Source organism: Tardiphaga sp. 172_B4_N1_3, assembly GCF_052076035.1.
Classification (GTDB): domain Bacteria; phylum Pseudomonadota; class Alphaproteobacteria; order Rhizobiales; family Xanthobacteraceae; genus Tardiphaga; species Tardiphaga robiniae.
In genome coordinates, this window is sequence record NZ_CP197238.1 from 3,669,973 (window position 1) to 3,689,156 (window position 19,184).

At 62.1% G+C, this 19,184-nt stretch carries 16 protein-coding genes; 1 reads left to right on the forward strand and 15 read right to left on the reverse strand.

What is annotated here, in order from left to right; genetic code table 11:
- Window positions 1-4: 4 nt before the first annotated feature.
- Window positions 5-1,042, reverse strand: coding sequence for a class 1 fructose-bisphosphatase (locus tag AB7783_RS17445; protein WP_175366322.1), 1,038 nt, complete (start codon window positions 1,040-1,042; stop codon window positions 5-7).
- 197 nt (window positions 1,043-1,239) lie between these two features.
- Here AB7783_RS17445 and AB7783_RS17450 point away from each other — a divergent pair, with 197 nt between their 5' ends.
- Entirely contained in the window at window positions 1,240-1,428 is a 189-nt protein-coding gene (locus tag AB7783_RS17450; protein ID WP_441279717.1) for a helix-turn-helix domain-containing protein, read from the forward strand.
- Here the strand turns inward: AB7783_RS17450 and AB7783_RS17455 are convergent.
- The 14 genes from AB7783_RS17455 to AB7783_RS17520 all read right to left on the reverse strand — a co-directional run bounded on the left by AB7783_RS17455 (window position 1,394) and on the right by AB7783_RS17520 (window position 19,115).
- Window positions 1,394-2,542, reverse strand: coding sequence for an acetyl-CoA acetyltransferase (locus AB7783_RS17455; RefSeq protein WP_441278301.1), 1,149 nt, complete (start codon window positions 2,540-2,542; stop codon window positions 1,394-1,396). The two genes, AB7783_RS17450 and AB7783_RS17455, sit on opposite strands and share 35 nt — an antisense overlap.
- On the reverse strand, window positions 2,539-2,961 hold the full coding sequence (locus AB7783_RS17460; RefSeq protein WP_441278302.1) for a Zn-ribbon domain-containing OB-fold protein: 423 nt from the start codon (window positions 2,959-2,961) through the stop codon (window positions 2,539-2,541). Before AB7783_RS17460 ends, AB7783_RS17455 begins: the two co-directional genes overlap by 4 nt.
- A complete protein-coding gene (locus tag AB7783_RS17465; protein WP_441278303.1) occupies window positions 2,958-4,610 on the reverse strand; it encodes a long-chain-fatty-acid--CoA ligase in 1,653 nt (550 codons plus the stop codon). The genes AB7783_RS17460 and AB7783_RS17465 overlap by 4 nt, the downstream gene beginning before the upstream one ends.
- A gap of 35 nt (window positions 4,611-4,645) precedes the next feature.
- Entirely contained in the window at window positions 4,646-4,792 is a 147-nt protein-coding gene (locus AB7783_RS17470) for a nuclear transport factor 2 family protein (protein ID WP_441278304.1), read from the reverse strand.
- On the reverse strand, window positions 4,789-5,013 hold the full coding sequence (locus AB7783_RS17475) for a nuclear transport factor 2 family protein (RefSeq protein ID WP_441279718.1): 225 nt from the start codon (window positions 5,011-5,013) through the stop codon (window positions 4,789-4,791). The genes AB7783_RS17470 and AB7783_RS17475 overlap by 4 nt, the downstream gene beginning before the upstream one ends.
- Window positions 5,014-5,036: 23 nt before the next feature.
- Window positions 5,037-6,350: an aminotransferase class III-fold pyridoxal phosphate-dependent enzyme gene (locus AB7783_RS17480; protein ID WP_441278305.1), complete on the reverse strand. Its 1,314-nt coding sequence runs from the start codon at window positions 6,348-6,350 to the stop codon at window positions 5,037-5,039.
- A gap of 31 nt (window positions 6,351-6,381) precedes the next feature.
- A complete protein-coding gene (locus tag AB7783_RS17485; RefSeq protein WP_441278306.1) occupies window positions 6,382-7,953 on the reverse strand; it encodes a hydantoinase B/oxoprolinase family protein in 1,572 nt (523 codons plus the stop codon).
- On the reverse strand, window positions 7,950-9,950 hold the full coding sequence (locus AB7783_RS17490; RefSeq protein ID WP_441278307.1) for a hydantoinase/oxoprolinase family protein: 2,001 nt from the start codon (window positions 9,948-9,950) through the stop codon (window positions 7,950-7,952). The genes AB7783_RS17485 and AB7783_RS17490 overlap by 4 nt, the downstream gene beginning before the upstream one ends.
- 74 nt (window positions 9,951-10,024) lie before the next feature.
- On the reverse strand, window positions 10,025-11,575 hold the full coding sequence (locus AB7783_RS17495; protein ID WP_441278308.1) for an ABC transporter substrate-binding protein: 1,551 nt from the start codon (window positions 11,573-11,575) through the stop codon (window positions 10,025-10,027).
- A 402-nt stretch (window positions 11,576-11,977) separates the two neighbouring features.
- Window positions 11,978-13,414, reverse strand: coding sequence for a MocR-like pyridoxine biosynthesis transcription factor PdxR (gene pdxR / locus AB7783_RS17500; protein WP_441278309.1), 1,437 nt, complete (start codon window positions 13,412-13,414; stop codon window positions 11,978-11,980).
- A 563-nt stretch (window positions 13,415-13,977) separates the two neighbouring features.
- Window positions 13,978-15,036: an excisionase family DNA-binding protein gene (locus tag AB7783_RS17505; RefSeq protein ID WP_309942692.1), complete on the reverse strand. Its 1,059-nt coding sequence runs from the start codon at window positions 15,034-15,036 to the stop codon at window positions 13,978-13,980.
- Window positions 15,037-15,249: 213 nt separating this feature from the next.
- Entirely contained in the window at window positions 15,250-16,359 is a 1,110-nt protein-coding gene (locus AB7783_RS17510; RefSeq protein ID WP_309942690.1) for an FAD-dependent monooxygenase, read from the reverse strand.
- 163 nt (window positions 16,360-16,522) lie between these two features.
- A complete protein-coding gene (locus AB7783_RS17515) occupies window positions 16,523-17,506 on the reverse strand; it encodes an alpha/beta fold hydrolase (RefSeq protein WP_309942689.1) in 984 nt (327 codons plus the stop codon).
- Entirely contained in the window at window positions 17,472-19,115 is a 1,644-nt protein-coding gene (locus AB7783_RS17520) for a GMC family oxidoreductase (protein WP_309942687.1), read from the reverse strand. The genes AB7783_RS17515 and AB7783_RS17520 overlap by 35 nt, the downstream gene beginning before the upstream one ends.
- Between the last annotated feature and the right edge of the window lie 69 nt (window positions 19,116-19,184).

Genomic DNA, 19,184 nt, shown 5'->3' on the forward strand with positions numbered 1-19,184 from the left:
CGGCTCAGCGAAACAGGCCGCGCCGCGCAAACAGCGGTGCGTCGCTATTGTCGAACATCGGTTCGATGCCTTCGTGAATGGCGGCAACGTCGCGAACGCCGCGCATCGAGCCCATGATCAGCGGCACGCGCTGGTGCGGTGTTCGCGCCGAAACTTCGAGGATGCGGCGACGGCCGGTGGTTGCGGAGCCTCCGGCCCACTCCATGACCAACGCCATCGGGTGCGCTTCGTATAAAAGGCGTAGGCGCCCTTCGCGGTATCCGGGGCGCGCGTCGGCCGGATAAAGGAACACGCCGCCGCGGACGAGAATGCGAAGTGACTCGGCGACCAGCGAGCCGATCCAGCGCATGTTGAAATCGGCACCGCCGTCGCCACCAATGCCGGCCAGGCATTCGTCGATATAGGTCCGCACCGGACCGTGCCAGTGCCGCCGGTTCGACGCGTTGATGGCGAATTCCGGCGTATTGGGCGCAATCCTGACGCCTTGTGCGACAAGCAGGAATTCACGTGCGCGGCGGTCGAGAATAAAGATATCGACGCGCCCGTTGTGCGCCAGCACCAACGTGGTCTGGGGACCGTAGACCACGAAGCCCGCGGCGCATTGGGCTGTGCCGGGCTCGAAGAAGGTGGAAACCACATCGTTACCGCGCGGACGGATCGAGAAGATGGTGCCGACCGAGATGTTGTTCTCAAGATTGGCGGAGCCATCCAGCGGATCGATCGCGACACAGAGCGGCGCGGCGACATCGAGGATTTCGGGCAATTCTGCCTCTTCCGACAGAATCGCGGCGACGGGGGTCACGAGCAGCGCGCGGCGCATTATCCTGTCCGCGACAAGATCGATGTCCTTCTGCGCATCGCCGTCGGAATTCACGCCGCTGAGACGACCGGTAATGCCGGCCAGCGGGCCGTCGGCAATAAGGTCGGCAAGTTCGATGGATGCGGCGGCGATTCCCTCGATCACGGCGGCGATCGCAAGCCGGTTTGGCGTCTTCGCCCCCGCGCGATCGAGATGCGAACGCAATGTCACGCGTTCATCCATAGCCGTTCCCTCATCGCTGCCCTCTGCGGGGCCATTTTCAAAGCGTCGTGCCGTTCGGCCGTCCGCGCACCAACAACATCCCAGTTTGTAGAATTAGTAAAATATTCTTATCTTTGGCCGGAGCAAAGTTTTCCTTATAGAGGTTGCGAGGCTGGTGAGCCGGTTTCCGCGGGAATTGATCCGTCGCCAGTTGCGCGCTGACCGCCGTTCACCGCGATCGCTCGGTCACGGCTGCGGCCAAAAAACTGCATCTGAGACAGTCCGCGGTCACGCTGCAGATTCGCAGTCTGCAGACACTAGCGGGCCAGATCACCCATTATCCACAAAGTGTGAACATCAACAGATCTGTCATTACAGCGTGTTGGCGCCGCCAAGCACGGCCGTAAATTCATGCGAGAAGGTGCAACCATTGCCATGAGCGATCGCGATCTCGGCATCCGCGATCTGTCGTGCGCCGGCATTGCCGCGTAATTGCTCCGTCGCTTCGATCAGCGTGAACAGCCCATACATGCCTGGATGCGCAAACGACAATCCACCACCATTGGTATTGACCGGCAGAGCACCGCCCGGCGCGATCCGACCACCGGAGACAAACGCGCCGCCCTCGCCTTTCTTGCAGAACCTCATGTCTTCCAGGAACATGATGACATTGATGGTGAAGGCGTCGTAGAGCTGCAATACATCGACATCAGCCGTGGTGATGCCCGCCATCTCGAACGCGCGCGGCGCGCATTCGGCCGTCGGCGTCGTACAGAAATCCGGGATCTGCGAGACCTCGCGGCTCCAGCTCGCCCCGGCGCCGCCGAGGAAATAGACCGGCTTGTGCTTCAGCGCTTTCGCACGATCGGGACTGGTGACGATGACCGCCGCACCACCATCGCTCATCAGACAGCAATCCAGCCGCGAGAGCGGATCGGCCACCAGTGGCGATGCCAGCACGTCGTCGATGGTCAGCGGTGCCTTCATCGTCGCATAGGGATGCAGCTGCGCCCATTGCCGCGCGGCCACGGCAACTTCCGCCATCTGCGCGCGCGTGGTGCCGTATTCATACATGTGCCGCGCGGCGCACATCGCGTAGCCGGGCAGCGGTGACATCAGGCCGTAGACTTTCTCGAAGGTCGGCAGTTCGTGGATGCCGAAGGTGCCGGCCCCTTTGAGGTTGGAGCCATAGGCGATCAGCACCGTGGCGCAGAGCCCTGCCTCGATGGCCATGGTCGCCTGCAGGAGATGCGACAGGAAGGACGAGCCGCCGGTCATGTCGGAGCAAGCCCATTTCGGGCGGATGCCGAGATACTCACCCATCGAGAGCGTCGGGAACATGTGATACAGCGTGCCACCGCAGATGCCATCGATGTCTTTCAACTGCAGACCCGCATCGGCGACCGCGCGTGCAGTGGCGCCCGCCATCAGATCCATCGCCGACATCCCCGGCGCACGGCCGAGGCCGTAGGTGCCGATACCGACGATGGCGCTCTTGCCACGCAACGAGGATGCGGTCATGGCGCGGCTCCCACGGGACGAAACAGCACGATGGGCTGCTCGCTATTGGCATAGGTGCCGAAATCCACCGGCGCGATCACGGCCTGCAGGCGCATACCGATATGAACCTCATCCGGCGCGCACTCAATGACGCGGCTAAGCATGCGGACGCCCTCGTCGAGCTCGACGACGCAGGCATTGTAGTCGCCGCCGTGCTTCGCGGGCCGCCGCATGATGGTGGTCGAATAGACCGTGCCGAAGCCACTAACTTCGACGAATTCGAGATCGTCTGCGCCGCTGCGGGGCGCGATCAGGCGCGGATAGAACACATATTCGCCGGTCGAGCGCGAACGCTGGATCATCAGTCTGCCCGCGCGCAGATGGGTCCAGAACTGTCCTTCGGGACCAAGCTCGGCCGCTGGCGAGGTTGCTGTCGTCATGTCCACTCCGCTTCCTGCAGCGACCGCCAGCTGATCTTGTTGCTTTCCGAGCGCGGCAGGCTGTCGACCAGCACCACCGAGCGTGGCGTCTTGTAATTGGCCATGGCGCCGCGCGCCCAGCCGATGATCTCGTCTGCCGTTGTCGACGATTTGGCCGCATCATGCAGCACCACCAGCGCCTTCACCGACTCTCCGCGATAGCTGTCCGGCGTCGAGATGATGCAGCACTCCTTGATGGCGGGATGGCCATACATGATGGACTCGACTTCCGCCGGCCACACCTTGAAGCCACTGACATTGATCATCCGCTTCAGCCGGTCGACCGCGAAGAAATAGCCGTCACGATCGCGATAGCCGAGATCGCCGGTGCGCAGGAAGCGCTTGCCGCCCAGCGTGACGAATGCGGTCTCGTTCGCTTCAGGCTTGTTCCAGTAGTTTTGCAGCACCTGCGGGCCGTTGACCACGATCTCGCCGATTGCGTCACTGCCGAGCTCGGTCAGCGTGTCTGGATCGATGATCCGCGCATCCGTCTGATGCACCGGGATGCCGAGGCACTGCCGCCTCGGCGCTTCCATCGGATTGATGTGGGTCGGCGACATGGTCTCGGTCATGCCGTAGCCCTCGACGAATTCGAGGCTAAAGCGGGTCTTCAACCGTTCGGCCACCGCCACCGGCATTGCCGCGCCGCCGCCGGTGATGACCTTGAGCTTCGCAAAACACGCTTCACGAAATGTCGGGCTGGAGAGCACGTCGACGATCATGGTCGGCGCCGCGTTCCAGAAGGTAACGCCATGGGCCTCGAACAGATCAGGGATCAGGTCCTTATCCCAGCGCGCCATCAGCATCAGCGTCGCGCCGACCGAGATCGCCGCATTCATCGAGCCCTGCATGCCCGCCACATGAAAGAACGGCTGCGCGCCAGTCAGCACGTCGTCGCCACCGAGCCGGTACCAGCGCGCCTGCAGCACTGCCGTGAACAGCACGCTCGAGTGCAGATGCATGCAGGCCTTCGGCTTGCCCGTCGTGCCGGATGTGTAAGGGAACAGGCAGAGATCGGCTGGCGTCGCGGTCATCGGCGACGGCGTCTCGTTGCGAGCGATCACATAATCCCAGGCGCGCCAACCCGGCGCCGTGGGGCACGATCCGTTTTGCGTCACGCAAGCAGGCAGCGTGTAAGGCGATGTCTCGGGTACATAGTCGTGATAGTGCGCGACGATGATGCTGTTGATGGCGTTGCCAAGAAGCGGTGCAAAAACATCGACGAGATCGCTGCCGACGATCGCCACCGTGGCGCCGCTGTCGGACGCGATATAGTCGAGTTCGGCGGTCTTGTTCATCGGGTTGATCGGCACAACCACGGCGTCGGCCCGCATGACGGCGTAATACGCGATCACATATTGCGGCGAATTCTGCAGCGCTACCATCACGCGATCACCGCGCTTCACCCCGCAGATGTTCTGCAGATAGCCGGCGAGCGCATCGACCTGCCGTAACAATTCCGCGTAGGTGAGCACTCCGCCGTAGAACAGCGTGGCCGGATGATCCGGCCGCGCCGTCGCCGCCCGCACCAGCGCATCGTAGAGGACGCCCTCGGGCAAAGGCAGCGTGTGCGGCTCGCCGGGTGGCCAGAACGGAGAGACGTCACTCACGGCAAGCCTCCTGACAGGTACATTTCAGCAATTAATCAGGCGAAGAAGTGCCAGACCTTGGCGATGATCTGCCAGCGGCCATCGATCTTGATGAAGGAGAGTTCGTTGACGAAGCGCTTCGGCAGATACATGTCCTTGACGCGGGCATGGGCCGTAGTCGGCGATGCCACGGACACGCTCACGATCTCGTCCTCGCGCGGGTCGCCCCGCGACGCCGATGACGGCCGCGCGCGGCAACCATGCCCATATAGGTTTCGAGATCGAGATTGACGAGCGTGCCATCGGTTGCCGAGGATAGCCGCACCTGCGGGTGCAACACCCGACGGAAGCCGGCGACATCGCCGTGATACAGCGCTTCGAAATAGCCGGCGATGACGGCGCGGATGTCCTGTTCGTCTTGCATCTTCACGTCTCTGTTGTCGTGTGTCAGTTGAGGCCGCCGGAACGCTCGTGTTCCTCATCGGCAAGTTTGAGTCCATGGTCGAGCGCTGCGAGCAGCCGCTCGGCATCCTGCTCGCTGATGATCAGCGGCGGCGCCAGGAACAGCGAGGTCTGCTCGCCGCTGGTGCCGATCACGGCGCCGGCTTCCATCGCCCGCGCAGCGACACGCGAGGCGATCGGATTCTCCATGGTGTCGGCAGCCCATGAGCGCCAGTCGGGCCCGTGCAGTTCGACGGTCCAGTGCAGGCCCTGCCCTGCAACGCGGCTGACGCTCGGATGGTTACGCGCAATTTCGAGCAGACGCTTGGTGAAGAATGCTTCCATCGTGCGCACCCGCGCGAGGATATCCTCCTCGGTCACCACATTCAGATAGGCGCTGATGGCGGCCATGCTGATCGGATGGCCACGGAGCGTGCCGTAGTTCTGCCAGCTCGATCCCGTGAGCTGCTCGACGATCTTCTTGGAGACGATCACGGCCGCGACCGCCGCAGCACCACCGCCGAGCGACTTGCCCATGGTCACGATATCCGGACGACTCTGCGCGCCCTGGAACGCGAACCAGCGACCGGAGCGTCCGGCGCCGGTGACGACTTCGTCGGCGATCCAGATCGAATTCGCCTTGGCGGCGTGATCAGCGACTTCGTCCTGATAGTCGCCGTCGTAATAGTTGCCGCCCTGCGTGTAGTCGATGATGGTCGCCGCCGTATCCGCCAGAACAGCGCCAGCATCGGCGAGCACGTCCTTGACCGGCTGGTTGCTGAGCGGCGCGCCATAGATCGCCCCGTCAGGTGCAGGCAGGATCTTCACCGGCGCCATCGGGGCCGGCAGACGCGAACCGCCGGCCTGCACCGCGAGGCCGCCATGCCAGTGCGGCTGCACAGTCATGCTGCGCGAGAGACCGACGAGGCCGTGATAGGCACGCTCGCGCGTCGCCAATGCCGTCTTCTGCGACAGGGCTTGGCACAACGATAGCGCCATGTCGTTAGCCTCGCTGCCGCTGATGCAGAAGCGCACGCCGCCGACCCAGTCCTCCTCGCCCGCGAAGGCGGTGCTGATCAGATCATCGGCGGCTTTCTCGCGGCCGATCCAGGTCCAGCCTTCGTTGACGACCGGCGTATCCGCGGCTGCACGAATGGCTTCCACCATTTTCGGGTGGCGATGACCGAGCCCGCCGCCGGTGTTGCTGCCGTCGATCAGGCGACGCCCATCCTGCAGATGGAAATACACACCTTCGCCGCCAACCACCGTCAGGGGTGCGCTATCGCCGGCATTGAGGCCCGTCCGCAAAAGTCTGCTCATCGATTATCCTTTTTGTCCTTGCGGAGGTGCATCATGCGCGGCCATAGCCGCCGCCGCCGCACATCTCGATGGTGATGATATCATCCCGTTGCAGCACGAGGTTCGACTTGCCCTCGACATCGATCTCTTCGCCGCCGCGCGTGAGCGTGAGGCGTGCGGTCTTGCCGGGTGCGCCGCCCTTCAGGCCGAACGGGGGAATAAGCTTGCGCTCGACACAACTGGTCAGATGCATGCTCGGGGCAAGGATGCGGTAGCTGCGCACGACACCATCACCGCCCGGATATGCGCCTGCTCCGCCGGAGCCCCAGCGGATCGCCTGCTGCTCGACGCGAATATTGTAGTTGGCCTCGATGGCCTCGGCCGGCGTGTTGGAGGTGTTCGTCAGGTGCACGCGGGTCGCAGCGCAGCCGGCGCGGTTATGCCGCGCGCCCTCGCCGCCGGCATGGACCTCGTACAGCATCTTCCAGGAGCCATCCTGCCGCGGCTCGGCGAAAGAGAGCATACCGGACGTGGTGGCGCCGCCCGACGACAGCCGCTCCGGAATCACGTCCTGCATGGCCAGGAAGATCGCATCGACGATACGCAGCGAAGTCTCGTGATTGCCTGCCGCCACCGGTGCGGTGAGACCGGGTTCGAAGATCGAGCCCGGCCGGGTGATGATGGTGAGCGGACGCAACGCGCCGCCATTCTGCTGCATATCGCGCCCGCTCATGATGCGCGCGCTATAGGCCACCGCGGATTTCGCAATGAAGGACGTCGTATTGCAGAAATTCGAGACCCGGTCGCAGCTGCCGGACAGATCGAACGTCGCTTCGTCGCCCTTGATGGTGATCTTGACATGGATACGCGCCGGCTCGTCGCCCGGGCCGCCGTCATCGAGAAAATCCTCGCCTTCATAGACGCCGTCAGGTAGCCCGAGAATGGCTTCGCGCATCTCGGCTTCGGAGAGATCGTGCAGCCGCGACAGCGCCGCCACGAACATTGCCTTGCCGTGCTGCTTGCACAATTCGACGATGCGCTTTTCGCCGGCCAGCGTGCAGGCGATCTGGCCGAGCAGATCGCCCTCGCAGGATTCCGGATCTCGGACATTGACCTTGAGGAACTGAACGATGGCATCGCTGACACCCGCTGCCGTGGCGATCTTGATCGGCGGAATCCGTAGTGCTTCCTGAAAGGTGTCGATGGCCTTGGCGAGATAGCTGCCAGGCCAGGTGCCGCCGATATCCGGCCAATGCGCGAGGCTGACGGCGAAGGCAACGATGTCACCCTCGAAGAATACCGGGCGCACCACCTTGACGTCATTGAGGTGATTGCCGCCGAGCGCGCCTAGATTGTAGATCAGCACATCGCCTTCGCTCAGCGTCGCAGCCGGCACGACTTTCAGTAATTCGCGGATCGTATAGGCCATGGCGCCGAGATGCACGGGGATGTCACGGCCCTGCCCGACCAGTTCGCCGTGCGCGTCGGTGATCGCCGAGGACAGATCGCCGGCCTCGCGCAATAGCGGTGAGCGTGCCGAACGCGTCATCACCAGGCTCATCTCTTCCGCTGCGGCCGACAGGCCATGGCGGATCACCTCGACGGCGAACGGGTCGAGCTTCATGACATCACCTTCGCGAGATAGAGGTTGCCATTGGCATCCGGTTTCGCCTGCCATTGCGGTGGCAGCACCACGGTGGACCAAGCGTCTTCGATGATCGCAGGGCCAATAATGGTGTCGGTCATCGCGCTGCGATCGATCACATCGGTCATCACATCCAGTGCGCCATCGAACGAACAGCGGCGCCTGGGAGTCGCCATGGTGCGCAGCGCCGTCTTTGGACGGCTGACTTCGGTGGTCGAGGGTTGCCGCGCCTGCGCACGGACGGATTCGATCACGCAGCTTTCGTTGGTCGCGTAGCCGAACAACTCGCGATGCTTGACGAGAAAGTCCTGCCGCAATTTTTCAGCATCGAGCGGCATCGTGAAAGGCACGGGGATCGCATCGGCCTGTGCGGCATAGCGCATCAGCGCGACCAGTTCGATCTGGATGGAGTCGTGCGGGATCGCATTCGCGAGCAAAGGCACGAGGGTCTGCTCGACCAGCGCTTCGATGCGCTGCGTGACCTTGGCCAGATCGATGCCGTCCAGCGCCACGCGCAACGTCTGCTGCTGCAGGAAGCTGAAATCCGCAGTCAGACATCCCAGCGCGGAGAAGGCGCTGGAGGCAGCAGGCACCACGATCTCGGTGATCCCGTAGAGTTCGGCGAGACCCGCCGCATGCATCGGGCCGCCGCCGCCAAACGCCAGCAGCGTGCAGTCGCGACCATCGATGCCGCGCTCCACTGTCACGCGGCGCAGTGCCCGCGCCATGGTGGCATTCGCGACGCGGATGATGCCGAGCGCGGTCTCGGTAAGGCTGAGCCCGAGGCCCTGCGCGATCGGCTCGATCACGCGGGCTGCAGCGTCGACATCGATGCCGATGCGGTCGCCGAGCTTGGTTTCGGGGTTGAGATAGCCGAGCAGCGCATTGGCATCGGTGATGGTCGGCTTGGTGCCGCCACGGCCATAGCAGGCTGGGCCCGGTTCGGAGCCGGCACTTTCCGGCCCGACGGTCAGACCGCCTGCGCCCGCGCGCACGATGGAGCCACCGCCGGCGCCAATGGAATGCACCGCGAGCATCGGCTGACGCAGCGGGCGATTGCCAAGCATCTTGCCGTCGGCCATCTCTGCCTGGCCATCGACAATCAGACAGACGTCGGTCGTCGTGCCGCCCATATCGAAAGTGAGCACGCGGGATTTCTCGAGCTGGCGCGCAATGCTGACCGAGGCCGCAACGCCGGCGGCCGGACCGGACATCGCCATCACCAGTGGACGGCGCTTGACGGCCGAGATCGGGATCATCGCACCGGCGGAGTGAAACACCTGCAGGCCCGGACCGATGGGCAGACGCCCTTCAAGCTCGCTCAGATATTCCACCGCAATCGGCATCGCCGCCGCATTGAACGCCGTCGATGACGTGCGCTCATATTCGCGCGCTTCGGGATTGATCTCATGCGACAGCGAGACATGCGGGACGATATCCTTCAACCGCTCGGCCAACATCTGTTCATGGACGGGATTGGCATAGGCATGCAGCAGCGAGACGGCGACGCTTTCCACGCCGGTCTCCTTCAGCCAGGCGATCAAGCGTTCGATCTCAGCCTCTGCCAGCGGCTTCAGTATCTGACCTTCATGATCGAGGCGCTCGTCCAGAGCGAAACACAGTTCCCGCGGCACCAGCGCCTTGGCCTTTGGCGCGATATCCAGGCGATAGAGATCACGGCGACGATAGCGCGCGATCTCAAGAACGTCCTCGAATCCCTTCGTCGCGATCAGCGCGATCCTGGGCAAACGCTCCTCGACGATCGCATTGGTGATCCGGGTGGTCCCGTGTATGAAGCGCTTCACGTCGCTCTTGCGCAGACCAACAGCCTCGATGGCTTCGAGCATCGCCTGCACCGGCGCGTGGGGGCGCGACGGCACCTTGGCGATCCGCGTCTCTGACGTGTCGCGCCGGATGGCGATGATATCGGTGAAGGTGCCACCGATGTCGGTTCCGATTTCCCAGATATTCGTCACGCGCGTTGGTCCCGCTTTCGTTCAGGGCCGGCGATGCAGCACAAGGGCTACATCGCCGGGTCGTTCGTCTTCGCTTACTTGCGGGCGAGATCGCGGAAGTCGACCTGGCGGTGAAACCAGTAGGTGTAGCCATCGAGTTGCGGGATCATCACGGCGTCCTGGTTAGCCTGCCACAAGAGCACCAGCGGAACTTCCTTGACGTATTGCGCGATCATCTGCTTGCCCATCTCGTCATACTTGGCCTGATCCTGCTCGAACCGAGCCTGGTTGGCCAGTTTCACCACCAGTTCGTCATTCCAGGAGCTGTAGTTCCAGCGCTGGTTACCGGTGAAGAAATTGCGGAAGAAGTAATCGGTGGTCGGCAGCCAGGCGGTGGAACCTTCGGTGAAGAACGGCAGCTTCTTCTCGGTGATCTGCGTCGACATCTGCGAGTCCGGCAGCTTCTGCACGTCGACCTCGATGTTGAGCTTCGCCAGCGCCTCCTTCAGCAGCGCCGCCATCGGCTCGGTGACAGCGGCGGAGCCGACATTGATGCTGAAAGTGGTCTTGAAGCCCTTCTCGAAACCGGCTTCAGCCAGAAGCTGCCTGGCCTTGGCCATATCGGTCTTCGCTGGCATCGGCTGCGGGAAGTCGCCATTCGGCGGCGCCGTCCACGATGCACCGAACAGCGGAAAGCCACGTTTGAAGATTGCTGCGCTGAACATGTCGTTATAGGGCAGCGCCATGGCGATGGCCTGACGGACCTTGAGATTGTCGAACGGCGCTATCTGCGTGTTGAAGGCAATCATGGTGAAGCCGTTGGTCTGCGGCGACGACTCCACCTTGACCTTGCCGCGCTGCTGCAGCGACGGTACGTCGCTGGCCTGCAGATCGGTGGCGATGTCGGCATCGCCCTTCTCGATCAGATTGGCTCGCGTGGCGGGATCGCCGATGGTCTGTTCGATGACGCGCTTGAAGTAAGGCAGCTTGCCGTCACGGCCGCTCTTCCAGTTGTCGTTGCGCTTCAGGATCAACTGTTCACCCGGCTTGAACATCTCGACCGTGTAGGCGCCCGAGCCGGCGGTGTTGGTCTTCAACCATTCCTGAGCCCAGGGATCCTCGGCTGTCGCATGCTGCTTCGCGAGCTTGCTGTTGAAGATCGGCGCCAGCGGCGTGGCGAGATTGGCCAGCGCCAGACGATCCGCTTTGGGTAGTGTTACAGTGATCGTGCGATCATCGACAATCGCGAACTGCTCGGCCTTGGTCAGCGATCCCGTGCCCATTTGCCCTGCGGCAATGGATTTGGCCGTGACCGCACGATCGAGCGACCATTTCACGTCTTCTGCGGTGACGGGCGTGCCATCGTGCCACTTGGTATCGCGCAGCTTGAAGGTGATCTTCAGCCCGTCCGGGCTGACCTCATAGCTCTCGGCCAGTTCGCCGCGGATCTTGCTGCGGTCGAATACCCAGACGCCATTTTCGTCGCGCTTGCGGTCGAAGGCCACAAGGCGGTCATAGATGCTGGTCGAGACGCCAAAGGCCTCACGCGTCGCGCCCGGCGTGGTGGGGTCCAGCGTCGGGATATTGTTGCCGGTCACCTGGCGTAGGGTCTCGGCCCGCGTCTGCGCCTGTACCGCTGTTGGCATGAGCGCCATCAGCAGCACACTGCCCGTCAATCTCAACAAACGCCCGCGATCAGCCATCATCTGCCACCGTCCCCTGTCGAACCTCGTTCTGCAAAATCTTGGCGCATCGCGCGCATCGGGATAGAGCCAGACTCGCTGGAAACGACTAGGCCAGATTGCCGGACGCATTGTAGCGCGCGAGCGAGACGCCAAGGTGCTTGGTTACAGTGCAAGCGCTGCACGCGAATGCAGCAACGATCTCATCTGCGCGACGATCCATTCAGATGCAGGATGTGCAGCAGTTGTCGCGCCGTCAATGGTTCGACGCGATCGCGCCTCTGCGGCAGCCCGGAGCTACCAGCCGAAGACTGACCAATTCGCAGGCGCGCGGCCATTGCCGGGAAACGCATATGGCGGATCGGATTATTTTTTTGCTGCAGATGCCTCCACACCGAGAATCTGCGCCATTTTCGCGATCAGGCGCGTCGCATCGGTGGGCTTGAGGCGACCGTAGCCCAACACGAGACCGGCATAGATCGGCGTCTCCAGATGGTTCTGCGATAGCGGCTGCACGTGGAGACCCCCTTGCTTCAACAGCCGGGCCGCCTCCACATCGCTCATCCGTGCCTTCAGGCGCTCGGTGAACAGAGCGACCAGATGAAGACCGGTTGCACAGGGAGCGACGCTGAGATCATCAGGCAAATACTGACGGATCGCATCCATCAGGGCCTTCTGCCGCTCCGCATAGACTTTTCGCATGCGGCGGAGATGGCGCAGCAGATGGCCCTCGCGCATGAATTCGGCCAGGGCGCGCTGGCCGATGCCGGAACTGTGCACGTCGATGCGCGCACGGCCCTTGGTGAAGATTTCGACGAAGCGCTCCGGCGCGACGATGTAACCCAGGCGCAAGCTCGGCATCATGATCTTGGAGAAAGTGCCGAGATAGATCACGCGCTGCTCGCGGTCGAGCGACTTCAGCGAGGCGATCATACTGTCCTGATGCCGGAACTCGGAATTGTAGTCGTCCTCGACAATCCAGACGTCGTTGCGATTGGCCCAGTCAAGCAATTCCAGCCTCCGCTCCAACCCCATGCTGACGCCGAGCGGATATTGATGCGACGGCGTCACCACGATCAGCTTCGCATTCGGCGCGCGGCGAATGCCCTCGGTGACGCATAGCCCCTTGTCGTCCACCGGTATCGGCACCAATTTACCGCCTGCCGCCGTCAGCGACCACTGCGCCTCGACGAAGCCCGGTTCCTCCACCCAGACTTCGTCGCCATGATCGAGGATCATGCGGCTGCACAGGTCGAGCGCGCTGGACGTGCCCGAGGTCACGACGATCTGCTCAGGCGTGCAGACGAGACCACGTACCGCGCCGAGGAAATCCGCGATCTCGCGCCGAAGTTCGGGAAGCCCGGCGGGGGACAAATCGAGGCATTCCTCCTTGTCGGGGTGCAGCGACGTCTGGCGCAGCAACCGAGCCCAGTCGCCGAACGGAAAGGTCGAGATATCGGGCGCACCGGGGCTGAAATCGGACGCCCAATTGGTCTCGTAGGTGAAGCCAATCAGCGACTGCCAGCGCTGAGAGATGGGACCGGCGATACGAGACGTATCCGCAGACGCGCCCGCCGGTGATGCCGCGTTGCGGCTGACAGCAGCGACCGAGACACCGCCGCGCGGCATGGATTCCAGATAGCCTTCGGCGTAGAGGATGTCCCAGGCACTCAGCACCACCATGCGCGAGCAACCGAGTTCGCGCGCAATCTCCCGCGAACCGAGAAACTGGGTGCCCGCCGGCAGCGTTCCGTGCAGAATCCCGTCGCGCATCTGCGCCGCGATTTGCTGGGGCAATGCCACTGACGAAGCCCGGTCAAGACGGATGCCCGCGAGCGACACCCGTCTCCTCTGGCCAGTGGAATTCTGCATGCGAAACGGGGCCCGGACAAACGATCGAGATGAATGCGACCGAACAAGTAGCAGCACGGAAGGCCGGACGTCCACATCGCCCGTACAACCCCGATGGCCGAGCTCGCCAGGCGCCCTGCACACGGGTTGAGATCGGAGCCAAGACGCTTCCAGCCGTTAAAATCTCGATCGCAATACAGGCTCACGCAATACGCGAGATCCGGACCTCTACCTCAAGCTCTTCGAAGAGATCCGGAGCCTGGAGGCATCGGGCGTATCAGCGATCTGCAATCACGGCCTGCACCAACGCCCCCCCTCCACAAGGGCTCGGATTTACGAATGAAGGTCCGCTTTGCGCCATAAGCGGCCATTCTCAATTCTAGACGTGGAAGCTTGAATCCGGCCGGGGCAAATCGAAGCTAGGTCGTCAGCTGACAAAGGCCAGTGGGTTGACGGAATTTCCAGAAATCATCAGATCGTGAATTCTACGAACTGCAAGCGCACTTACGCTCGGATTAGCTGATCTCGCGCTCAAGAGCTCTCAAGCGGATCAAGTTGGATGCCGCATCGGCGATGGTGCCGAGCGCTTCCCGTTCATTCGCGCTCAATCTTCTCGGCTTCACATCAATCACGCATGTCGAACCCAGAGCAAAGCCGAGAGGGTCGCGAACGGGCGCGCCGGCATAGAAACGAAAGCCGTACGGCTGGGCTATCGTGGGGTTCTGCGAAAACTGAGGTGCCTTCGACAGATCTTCGATGACAGTCAGATCATTGGCAACGAGCGTTTCGTTACAGAACGCCCAGTCACGCGGCGTAGTGGATCCATCAAAACCGGTCCGCGACTTGAACCACTGCTCATCTTGCGTCACGAGTGTAAACATCGCGATCGGCGCCCGAATGGCATGGGCCGCCAACCGGACCAGTCTATCAAAACCTGGATCAGGCGCGGATCCAAGCAACCCCGAGTCTCTCACTGCCGCCAGTCGGGCGCGTTCGTTCCAGGGCGTTCGAAATGCAAAATCGAGATCGTGACGCCCGGTCTTCATCAAGTGTTCGACGACGGCTGCGCTTGTCGCAGCGGCATCGGGCAACATTCCCAGCTGGACACGCTGTGGCTCGCGCAAAACGGGGGTACCAGACCTTGTCATCGTGAGACTGACGATCGTCGTTTGTGCGAAACGACCATCGTTGGAGAGCGAAGCGACTAGCTTTTTGCGCTCGCCTTCGTCGGCGTGTTCAACAACGATCAGCATTGGCGGCGTGAGTGTGAGCCACTCACGGACCTGCTGAAGGCCTTCCGCAACATGAAGGAGCAGGCCCAAGCCGGGAAGACCGGCACTCCGCCACCCGTCGCCACGTCCCCCGGCCGCCAAAATGATTGCGTGGGCCCTGATACCCGATTGCTGCTGCACAGGACGCTCGATCAAATCGAACACAGCCTGGCGCGGTATCCGCCGATGCCCCCCCGGCGTTTTCCACGAGAGAAGCTGCCCGCTTTCGACCCAGAGCTGGGCGGTACGGGTTGATATGCCCAGCAGCTGGGCGGCCTCCGCCGTCGTCAGAATATCTTTCACATCATCATCCACTGTGTGGACCATACATATTCGGGAATGCCTAATTCGCAATAAAATTGAGACGAGAGGGTCGTCAGAACACCGGGATTCGGACGCGACATTCGCACCAATAGCATCGGCCGGTCACCGGCATCTCAATTCTGACGAGCGAACGCAACCTCAGATGCATCGGCTCGCCAGCAAACGCCTGTTAGCCCCCCGTGCACAACAGGCTCAAATGGGGCCTGTGAGAAGGCCGTAAGATCGCCGGTAAAGACGCCCGCCCGCGAAACGCAACAGGGCATTTCTCAATTTGCGGGGGAAGCGACGCATTTTGTCGCGGGCGGCACACTGGCGGTGAACCCAATCAACGCGCTTTTTACGGCGTGTTTCGTATCGCAGGAGCGCCGTGTCAACGCATAACGTCTCTGCAAGTTCATGGGCTAGAACGATGGCATCTTCGACCGCCATGCTGGCACCCTGAGCCATACTCGGCGGCGATGCGTGCGCTGCGTCGCCCACAAGAGCGACGCGATTCCGGCACAAGCTGTTCAACTGCAGGCTCACGAGTTCTCCATAGTGAACCCTCGCCTTCGCGCACAGATCGAGAACGGGATAAAGAGGACCCGCGATGTCCCGAAACAATGGTTTCAGGGGTGTCGATGGCGAGTATATTTTGCGATGCGCATCGTCGGCCGACATATCGGCGTAGACGTACATTTCGGACGATGACACCGGCTTGGCGAGAAGGCTGTTCGTGGCGCCAAGCATCAATGTCCATTCATTGATGTTGCAGATGTTCGGCACGATAAAGCGCCAGCACACGTTTCCCACATAGACGGGCGATGCGGCGTCGGGGAAGACGGACTGGCGCACCGTGGAATTGACGCCGTCAGCGCCGATGACCAGATCATATTGTTCCACACCACCATCCTGAAATGCCACGCGACTACAGTAGCGATCGCTGCTGATATTCAGGATACGCCGGTGCTGAATGAGGCTGTCATCCACCCCTTCCTTGAGCAGATCCCAGAGCGCCGAACGCTTCATGGATCGACACGGTGCGACATCGCCCCAGAATGAACTCGTATCGATTTCATTCAGGAGATTCCCGTCTTCATCGTAGAAACGCTGGTAAGCAATCGGATGCGAGATATCCAGCAGCGCGTCGCGCAGTCCGAGTTCACCGAGAGCCCTCACCCCGTTGCCGGGTAGAAACAGCGCAGCGCCACCGACACCAGCAAAGTTATTGCGCTCGACAATCCGGGCCTGGAAACCGCGCTGAGCCAGTGCGCGGTGCATAGCCAGGCCGGCGATGCCGGCCCCTACGATAAGTATACGCATTTGATTTGTCCGATATTCGTTGAAACCAATGGAGATCTCTATCGAGTCTCCCATTGGAGGCGTTATGAGTGGATGCGGCGAAGATCGCAGCAAGGCTAATTCGGCTTCGGAGCTGCACCGCGCTCCCCATTCGAACTCCCCGCGCCTGCGCTCTACCGACCGGCTAATCGCTTCGCCTTCCCGTCAGCTCTTTCAGGAACTCGGACAGCAGGCGATTGACGATATGGGGGACCTCCCAGAACGGGGAATGGGTCGCATGCGGGATGCGGAAGCATTTTTCTCGCCAAAGGTTGCCATAGCGAACGCCATCGACATAATCGAGATTGATGATTGCATCATTCTCGCCGTTTACGATTGCGGTTGGCACATTTGTTAGTTCGATCACCGCGCGTTGATTGACGCCTGCGCCTTTTCTCGCTGCAGCAAATAGCCTGCTTCTGAACTGCCTATCGGCGCGTTCGATGGCCTTCTGCATGAAGGGTTCGAAGTCGCTGCCAAATACAACTTTGGCAAATTCCTGCGCCTCTTCTGACGTCAGCTCGCCTCTGGATGCCAGACCGTTCAGCGGCTTTCCGATGAATCCTTCCGCAAAATTTTCTCCCAATGCCGGCGTTCCCATCAGGAACTGCCCGCGTGAAATGCCCGAACGGGCGAGTATTTCGATCGCGATATGCCCGCCAAGCGAGGCACCGACAATCGCCGCATAGTTGATGTTGAGCTCACCAAGAAGCTCGATCACCAGATGGGCGAGGCCCGGACGTGAGTAAGTCCGTTCGGGATCCAGGGCATCTTCTGAATCGCCATGGCCGGGCAGATCGAAGCTGATCAGATGGTAGCCGTCCAGCAACGGCGACGTGATCTGCTTCTGAAACACCGCGCGGCATGCCGAATTCCCGTGAATGAAAACGACGGGAAAGCCTGCTCCTCTTGTTTCGACAGCGATTCTGCCATGAGACGTTTTGACGTCGAGACGTGTGGTAGCGTTCATATTCATTCTCTGTACCCACCTTGCGCCATCACTGGCGAACAAGTGGCTGATCATGTTCACTGGGGAATTCGTGGCGCGCTGCGACCGGCGCCACGACACGATGTTTTTGGCCGGCTCAGTAAAGTCAGCCGCGATGAGCGCCTGCGTCGCTTTGCGCATGCGACAAGCCATGCTGCTCCCGGATCATGTCGGCAGCCCGCTCTCCAATGACGACACACGGCGCCATCGTGTTTCCGGTCGTGATACGCGGCATGATCGAAGCGTCGGCGACGCGCAGGCCGTCGATGCCGTAGACCTTTAGCTCGCGATCAACCACGGACATGCTGTCGCGTCCCATCTTCGCCGTGCAGGACTGGTGCCAATAGGTGACCGCCGATTTCCGGATGAAATCGATCAATCCCGCATGGTCGCGTGGACCCGGGGCTGCCTCGCTCTGGATCAGCGGAACGAATGCCTCGTTGTTGCCGACCTCGCGGCACAACTCCACGGCCGCGATTGCAGCGGCCAGATCCTCGGGCGCGCTCAGTGCGTTCGGCTCGATGAGAATGGGATCGGTGTGGTCAGGCCCGGAGAGCCGCAACCGGCCACGGCTTTTTGGTTGGGCAAGCCCGGCGAACATGGTCCAGCCATGTTCCGGTGTCGCGATCTCCGCCTCAGCGGGCGAGGGCACCGCGAATTCGAGCTGGCACTGAACGATATCCGGCTGAAGCAGACGGGAATCGCTTTTCCAGTAAAGTGTCGCTTCGCAGCCACCGCCGCCGACGCCTTCAGGCTTGCGATAGGCCCAGGTGCACCCGAAAGCGAGATGATCCTGATGGTTGCGGCCGACGCCGGGCAAATGCTGGACAACAGCGATGCCGTGGGCCTTCAACTCATCGCGCGGGCCGATGCCCGACTGCATGAGGACCTTGGGCGTATGGACGGCACCAAGCGACAGCACCGTCTCGCATCGCGCGCGAAACTTCCGGCGCTCGCCATTGACCAGAGCTTCGACACCGATGACCTTCTTGCCATCGAACAGCAGCCGCGTGACCAGCGCATCGGTCAGGACGGTGAGATTCGATCGCGCCAGCGCCGGGTAGGCGTAAGAGCGGAACACCGACTCCCGCTTGCCATCCCGAATGCGCAGCTCCGCGATCGACGCGCCCCCTGCGCTCTCCATCATCTCGCCGTTGGGGCTGTCGAAAACCGGAATGCCCATGAGGCCGGCGGCACTCACCAAAGCCCGCGCGATCGGCTGCGGGGCGTCCGGCTGCGCCACATAGACCGGGCCGCCGCTTCCGCGTCGCAGCGCATCCGGCGCGCCGCGCCAATCCTCGATCCGGCGATAGTAGCCGAGCACTGACTTGTAGCCCCATGCATCATCGCCCGCTTCCGCGGCGAAGTGTTCCCAGTCTTCTTTGTGGCCACGCGCCCACACCATCACATTGATGCTCGAGCCGCCGCCGAGGCCTTTGCCCATGCTGAGCGGAAGCCGTCGGCCGCCGAGCCCTGCTGCGGGCTCGCCCATGAATCCCCAGTCCCGCGCACTGCCGAGATTGCTCGGCCACATCGACGGCTCCGAGACGGCGTCGCAATTGTCGTCGCCGCCGGCTTCGAGCAGCAGCACGCGCGCGTTGCCGCCTTCAGCGAGTCTTGCCGCAACGACCGATCCGCTGGATCCGGCGCCGCAGACGATGAAGTCGAATGCGGCGCTGGTTTGTGTCGCGAGAGAAGCGCTGCTTGGTGTTGCCTGGTGGAGCTGTGTGAGCCGCGTTGTGTCGTTCATCTGGTTGACCTCCGTCGATGAGCTGGTGACGAGGCCCGCCTGATAAAGGGCTTAGGTTTCATATTCAAC